Annotated in this window: 6 protein-coding genes; 3 read left to right on the forward strand and 3 right to left on the reverse strand. The window is 70.6% G+C overall.

Features of this window, described 5'->3' with window-relative positions:
* Positions 1–149 precede the first annotated feature (149 nt).
* From GTP77_RS29355 to GTP77_RS31130, 3 genes are read right to left on the reverse strand one after another with little or no spacing between them, the layout of a single operon-like run.
* Entirely contained in the window at positions 150–1,151 is a 1,002-nt protein-coding gene (locus GTP77_RS29355) for an HD domain-containing phosphohydrolase (RefSeq protein WP_161075688.1), read from the reverse strand.
* Positions 1,152–1,186: 35 nt separating this feature from the next.
* Entirely contained in the window at positions 1,187–1,519 is a 333-nt protein-coding gene (locus GTP77_RS29360) for a hypothetical protein (RefSeq protein WP_161075685.1), read from the reverse strand.
* A gap of 37 nt (positions 1,520–1,556) precedes the next feature.
* Positions 1,557–3,164 (reverse strand): methyl-accepting chemotaxis protein, encoded by a 1,608-nt coding sequence (locus GTP77_RS31130; RefSeq protein ID WP_161075686.1) that lies wholly within the window; start codon positions 3,162–3,164, stop codon positions 1,557–1,559.
* 173 nt (positions 3,165–3,337) lie between these two features.
* Here GTP77_RS31130 and GTP77_RS29370 point away from each other — a divergent pair, with 173 nt between their 5' ends.
* The 3 genes from GTP77_RS29370 to GTP77_RS29380 form a co-directional block, all read left to right on the forward strand.
* The gene (locus GTP77_RS29370; RefSeq protein ID WP_161075687.1) at positions 3,338–3,955 is read left to right on the forward strand and encodes a response regulator; all 618 of its coding nucleotides are present in this window, start codon (positions 3,338–3,340) and stop codon (positions 3,953–3,955) included.
* 72 nt (positions 3,956–4,027) lie between these two features.
* Positions 4,028–5,677 (forward strand): sensor histidine kinase, encoded by a 1,650-nt coding sequence (locus GTP77_RS29375; RefSeq protein WP_187358896.1) that lies wholly within the window; start codon positions 4,028–4,030, stop codon positions 5,675–5,677.
* A gap of 11 nt (positions 5,678–5,688) precedes the next feature.
* A partial coding sequence (locus GTP77_RS29380; RefSeq protein WP_187358897.1) for an Hpt domain-containing protein occupies positions 5,689–5,929 on the forward strand: 241 nt, incomplete at its 3' end.

Genomic DNA, 5,929 nt, shown 5'->3' on the forward strand with positions numbered 1-5,929 from the left:
GGCGCGGCTGGCGCGCGATGACGGCGGCCAGCGCCGGCAGGTCGGCGCCGTCGCGGCACAGCGGCAGCAGGCTGTGCACGGCGGCGGGCGGTTCGGGCAGCAGCCCGGCCGCTTCCAGTTCGGCGAAGTCGATCAGCTTGTTCATGGTGCTAGTCCTGGAATCGCTGGTGGATGGCCAGCACCTCGTCCCAGCCGGCCAGCAAGGCGTCCACGCAGGCCGGGTCGAAATGGGCGCCACGCTGCTCGCGCAGGAAGGCTTCGGCCCGTTCCAGCGGCCACGCTGCCTTGTAGGGGCGGGCCGAGGTCAGCGCGTCGAACACGTCGGCGACGGCGGCGATGCGCGCGGCCTGCGGAATGGCGTCGCCGCGCAGGCCGGCCGGGTAACCCTGGCCGTCATAGCGCTCGTGGTGGCACAGGGCGATGGCGGCCGCCATGCCCAGCAGCGGCGTGGCGGCCGTGCCGAGGATGGCGGCGCCGATGGCCGAGTGGCCGCGCATGATGGCCATTTCCGCCGCGTCCAGCCGGCCCGGCTTGAGCAGGATGTGGTCGGGAATGCCGACCTTGCCGATGTCGTGCATGGGCGCGGCCGCCAGCAGCAGCGCCTGCTGCGGCTCCGGCCAGCCCAGCCCGGCCGCGATCAGGCGGGCGTAGTGGGCCATGCGCTGCAGGTGGGCGCCGGTTTCCGGGTCGCGGAAGGCGGCCGCGCGCACCAGCTGCTGCACCGCTTCGGACTGCTGGGCGGCCAGTTCGCCGGCGGCCTGGTTCATCTTGCTGAGCTGGGCCGAGCGCAGTGTCAGCATATTGCGCACCCGCGCCCGCAGCTCGGTCTTGTTGACCGGCTTGGTCAGGAAGTCGTTGGCGCTGTCCTCTAGCGCGCGATGGCGCACCGCCAGCCCGGTGTCGGCGCTGATCATCATCACCGGCACCGTGTCCAGCCCGGGCAGCGCGCGGAAGCGTTCGAGAAATTGCATACCGTCCATGCCGGGCATCATGTAGTCGAGCAGCACCGCGTCCGGCTGGTGCGCGCGGCACCAGTCCAGTGCCTGTTCCGGCGTGCCGGCGCGCACCGGCGCCACGCCGGGCAGCGCGGCGAGCATGTGCGCAAACAGGTCCAGGTTGACCGGGTCGTCGTCGATGATCAGCACCTGCATGGGCGGTGCCGTGTACGCCTGCGTCTGTACGGCCGTCATGGCGCCGCACTGCCCAGCAGTTCGTCGATGCAGTGTCCGGCAGCGCTGCCACGGCGCGCCATCCTGCCCTTGCGCTGGCTGTCGGCCAGCAGGTGCATCAGGTCGGTCTCCGTGCGCTCGAGCTGGGCCAGCAGGCGCAGCGCCAGCAGGCTGGTCAGGTTGGCGTCGGGCTGGGTCCGGTGCAGCGCGGCCTGCATGGCGCCCGTTTCGGCGTCCAGGCCGACGCGCAGCGCCGACAGGGTGTCGTGCACGCCGCGCGTGATCATGCCCAGCCGAACATACAGCGGATCGATGGCGCCCGCCTGGGCTGGCGCAAGTGGGAGGGACATGGTGGTTCTCCTTGTAGGGTAGAGGGAAGCGCCGGTTTCAGGCCAGGGCCAGCACGGCGGCGCGCGGCCGGCCCGCCGGCACGGCGCGGGGCGGACGCGGGGTTTCGGCCGCGTCCAGTTTGAATACCTCGATGGTCGTGGCAAGAGCGGCGGCCTGCTCGCGCAACGCGCCGGAGGCGGCGGCGGCCTGCTCGACCAGCGCGGCGTTCTGCTGCGTCACGCTGTCCATCTCGGTGACGGCCTGGTTGATCTGTTCGATGCCGGCGCGCTGCTCCTGGCTGGCGGCCTGGATTTCGCCCATGATGCCGGTCACGCGCCGTACGCAGGCCACCACTTCCTGCATGGTGTCGCCGGCCTGTTTCGCCAGGCTGCCGCCGCTGTCGATCTGAGCCTGCGAGGCGCCAATCAGGCTCTTGATCTCCTTGGCCGCCGCCGCCGAGCGGTGCGCCAGGTTGCGTACCTCGCTGGCCACCACTGCGAAGCCGCGGCCCTGTTCGCCGGCGCGGGCCGCTTCCACTGCCGCGTTCAGGGCCAGGATGTTGGTCTGGAAGGCAATACCGTCAATCACACTGATAATATCGGCCATCTTGGCCGAGCTGGCCTGGATCGCGCCCATGGTGTCGACCACCTGCACGACCACTGCGCCGCTGCGCTCGGCCACGCCGGAAGCGGTCACGGCCAGCTGGTTGGCGTGGCGGGCATTGTCGGCGTTCTGCTGCACCGTGGAAGTGAGCTCTTCCATCGACGAGGCGGTCTCTTCCAGGGCGCCGGCCTGCTGTTCGGTGCGCGCCGACAGGTCCAGGTTGCCCGACTCGATTTCGGCGGACGCCGTGGCGATGGCGGCGGCGCCGTCGCGCACCTGGCGCACCAGGGCGGCCAGGCGCTCGTTCATGGCGGCCAGCGCCTGCAGCAGGCGCGCCGTCTCGTCGCGGCCGCCGCTCTCGATTTTGCAGCTGAGGTCGCCGTCCGCGACGCGCTCGGCCAAGCGCACGGCGCGCGCCAGCGGAGTGGTGACGCTGCGGCTGATGAGCACGCCTATCCCCGCGGCCAGCGCAGCGGCCACCGCGGCCAGCGCCAGCAGCTGGGTGGTGGCGACGGTGGTCTCGTGCTCTGCGCTCAGCTCGTCGTCGGCCATCAGCTTGGTCTGGCGTTCAATCAGCGCATCCAGGCGTTCCGCGTAGCGCAGCTGGGCCGGACGCACGTCCTGCAGCAAAATGGCCAGCGCCTGCGCGGGCTGCTGCTGGTCCAGCGCGGCCAGGAAGCGCTGGCGCTGGCTGACGAAGCCGGCCTGCAGCACCTCCAGCTGGGACTTGTCCTGTTCGCCGGCGCTCAGGTGTTCGAGCGCGCCGAAGGCGGTGTCAAGGTCTGCCGCGCTGCGCACGATGCCGGCGCGCTCGGCGGCCACGGCGGCTGGCTCTGTCATCAGCAGCAGATTGCAGAGGCGCTGCGCGGTGGCGTTGACGCCGTCCTTGATGCGCTGGGCCTGCGCCACCTTGGGGTAGCGGTCCGCGCCGATCAGTGACAGTTCGTCGGCCAGGCTGTGCATGTGCGCATAAGACAGTCCCACCTGCAGCATCAGCAGTGCGATGACGGCGCCGAAGCCCAGCGCGAGGCGGGGTGCGATGTTCAGATGGCTCAGTTTCATGGTGGTTTCCGGTTGTGATGTGCTTTGCGGCGCGCCGCTTCAGGCCCATAATGTGCTGCGGGACCGGCGGTGCTGCATCCTGGAAACAATTCTATATAAAAATTGATGAATTTGGTAAAAATGTTTAATTTGTTTTTTCTATCGATGACTGCGGCAGACGCGGCGGCCCATCCATGAAGCCGGTCGACAGCGCTGCCGAGGAGGTCTGCACGACCCAGCGCGCGGCTGAACTGCTGGGTATTTCCGTCTCTTCCGTGCAACAGCTGGTCGAGGCCGGCGTGATCGAGGCCTGGAAGACCAAGGGCGGGCACCGCCGCATCCCGCTGTCGGCGGTGCAGGCCTACCGCGCCGCCGCTTCGGGCGGGGCGGTCGCGCCGTCCGTCCCGCAGGCGGCGGCCGCGACGGTGTCGGTGCTGGTGGTGGAGGACAATCCGATGCAGCGCGCCCTGTACCAGCACCAGCTGGCGCTATGGGGGCTGCCGCTGACGGTGCGCTTCTGCGAGAACGGCTACCAGGCGCTGATCGAGATCGCCAGCCACAAGCCGGACGTGCTGCTGGCCGACATCGTGATGGACGGCCTGGACGGCTACGAGATGATCAAGACCATCCTGGGCTACCCGGAACTGGCCGAGATGCACATCGCCATCCTGTCCGGCCTGGCGCCGGAGGCGCTGGCGGCGCGCGGCGGCGTGCCCGACGGCGTGGTGTTTTTCAGCAAACCGGTCAATTTCGACGAGTTGCGCGGATATTTGCGCGCGTGCTGCGCACAAAGGCTGCGGAATAAAATATAATTAAATTGAGAAATTCGTTTAATTTGATTATTTGACCCGGGCGCCACCCCGCCCGGGCCGCAAGGAGAGGGCATGACCAGGCAAGGTGTGATGGACCGGCTCGACGCGCGCCTGCTGCTGGCCATGTTCGCGGCGCTGCTGGTGGCGGCGGTGTGGGGCGTGACGCTGGCGCAGCTGGGCCAGCTGCGCGCCGGCGAGCTGGCCGACGCGCAGCGCGAGGCGGCCAGCCTGGCGCGGGTGTTCGAGGAGCACGCCGCGCGCACCGTGGACGCGGCCGACCAGGCCGCCGTCTATTTGCGCGGCCGCTACGCCGCGCAGGGCGGGCGGCTCGACCTGGCCCGTGAGCTCGAGGCGGGCCTGCCTTCCCCCAGTGTCTACAATCTGCTGACCATTATCGACGGCAACGGCGATGTCGCGCTGTCGAGCAAGCCCTTCCAGCCGCTCAACCTGTCGGACCGGCCGCACGTGCGCGCCCACCGTGACAGCGCCGCCGACGACATTTATATCAGCGTGCCCGTGCTGGGCCGGGTGTCGAAGAAATGGTCGCTGCAGATCACGCGCCGCATCGCCGCGCCCGGCGGCGGCTTCGGCGGCGTGGTGGTGGTGTCGATGGACCCGTATTACTTCACCCGCTTGTACCACGACGTCGACATTGGCCGCCACGGCGCCATCGCCCTGATCGGCGCCGACGGTATCGTGCGGGTGCGCCGTGCCGAGGGCGACGAGGGCATGGGCGCCGACGTGTCGGCCGGCCCGGTGGTGGCCGCCATGCGCCAGGCCGCGCGCGGCCATCTGACCGCCAGCAGCCTGGTCGACGGCAGGCGCCGCCTGTACGCCTACGCCAAGGTCGAGCAATATCCGCTGTACGTGGCGGTCGGCCTGGACGAGGAGGAAAGCCTGGCGCACTACTACACCGCGCGCAACCGCGCCCTGCTGCAGGCCGGCCTGAGCACGGCGGTGATCGTGCTGTGCGCCTTCGGCCTGCACCTGCTGATCGGGCGCCTGGTGCGCAGCCGCGAGGAGGCGCTGGCGGCCGCGCGCGCCAAGGCGCGCTTCCTGGCCAATATGTCGCACGAACTGCGCACGCCGCTGAACGGCGTGCTGGGCTACGCCGAACTGATCATGGAGGAGGCCGGCGCCAGCCGCGTCGGCCAGTTCGCCGGCGTGATCGCCGAGTGCGGCCAGCGCCAGCTGGCGCTGGTCGAGTCGGTGCTGGAACTGAGTGCGCTGGACGCCGGCAGCACGCCGCTCAACCTGGCGCCGGCCTCGCTGCGCGAACTGGCCGAGGCCGTGCTGGCCGGGCAGGCCGAGGCGGCGGCGGCGCGCCGGGTGCTCCTCAGCTGCGAACTGGACCCGGCGCTGCCGGAACGGGTCGGCTGCGACCGCGCCAAGCTGGCGCGGGTGCTGGAGCGGCTGCTGGGCAATGCCCTGGCCCACGCCGACAGCGGCGCGGTGCGCCTGCGCATCGAGGCTGCCGACGGCGGCGTGGCGTTCTCGGTCAGCGACAGCGGCGACGGCGTGCCTGCCGCGCTGCAGCGGCGCGTGTTCGAGCGCTTCTTCCAGGCCGACGACGGCCCGGCGCGCAAGCGCGACGGCGCCGGCCTGGGCCTGGCGCTGGCGGCGGCGCTGGTTGAACTGATGGGCGGGCGCATGGCGCTGCGCTCGGCGCCCGGCCAGGGCGCCACCTTTTCCTTCGCGCTGCCCTTGGGCGCGGTGCACTAGACGGAGCCGCCTTGCCAGCCTATCGCCATATCGATCTGAATGTCTTGCTGCAGGCCGTCGGCGGCGACGCCGACGCCTGCCGCAGCCTGACCCTGACCTACCTCGACGTGGCGCCGCCCATGCACGAGCAGCTGCAGCGCGCGCTGCGCAGCGGCGACTGCGGCGCGGCAGCCTACGCGGCGCACGCGCTCAAGGGCAGCACCACGCTGGTGGGCGCCGGCCCGCTGAGCGCGGCGCTGCAGGCGCTGGAGG

This window comes from Pseudoduganella aquatica (assembly GCF_009857595.1).
Taxonomy (GTDB): Bacteria; Pseudomonadota; Gammaproteobacteria; order Burkholderiales; family Burkholderiaceae_D; genus Rugamonas; species Rugamonas aquatica_A.

Bases quoted from the DNA above. Each gene is read 5' to 3' on its own strand.
- GTP77_RS29355 (WP_161075688.1), bottom strand. From the start codon at position 1,151: ATGCAGGTGCTGATCATCGACGACGACCCGGTCAACCTGGACCTGTTT.
- GTP77_RS29360 (WP_161075685.1), bottom strand. From the start codon at position 1,519: ATGTCCCTCCCACTTGCGCCAGCCCAGGCGGGCGCCATCGATCCGCTG.
- GTP77_RS31130 (WP_161075686.1), bottom strand. From the start codon at position 3,164: ATGAAACTGAGCCATCTGAACATCGCACCCCGCCTCGCGCTGGGCTTC.
- GTP77_RS29370 (WP_161075687.1), top strand. From the start codon at position 3,338: ATGAAGCCGGTCGACAGCGCTGCCGAGGAGGTCTGCACGACCCAGCGC.
- GTP77_RS29375 (WP_187358896.1), top strand. From the start codon at position 4,028: ATGACCAGGCAAGGTGTGATGGACCGGCTCGACGCGCGCCTGCTGCTG.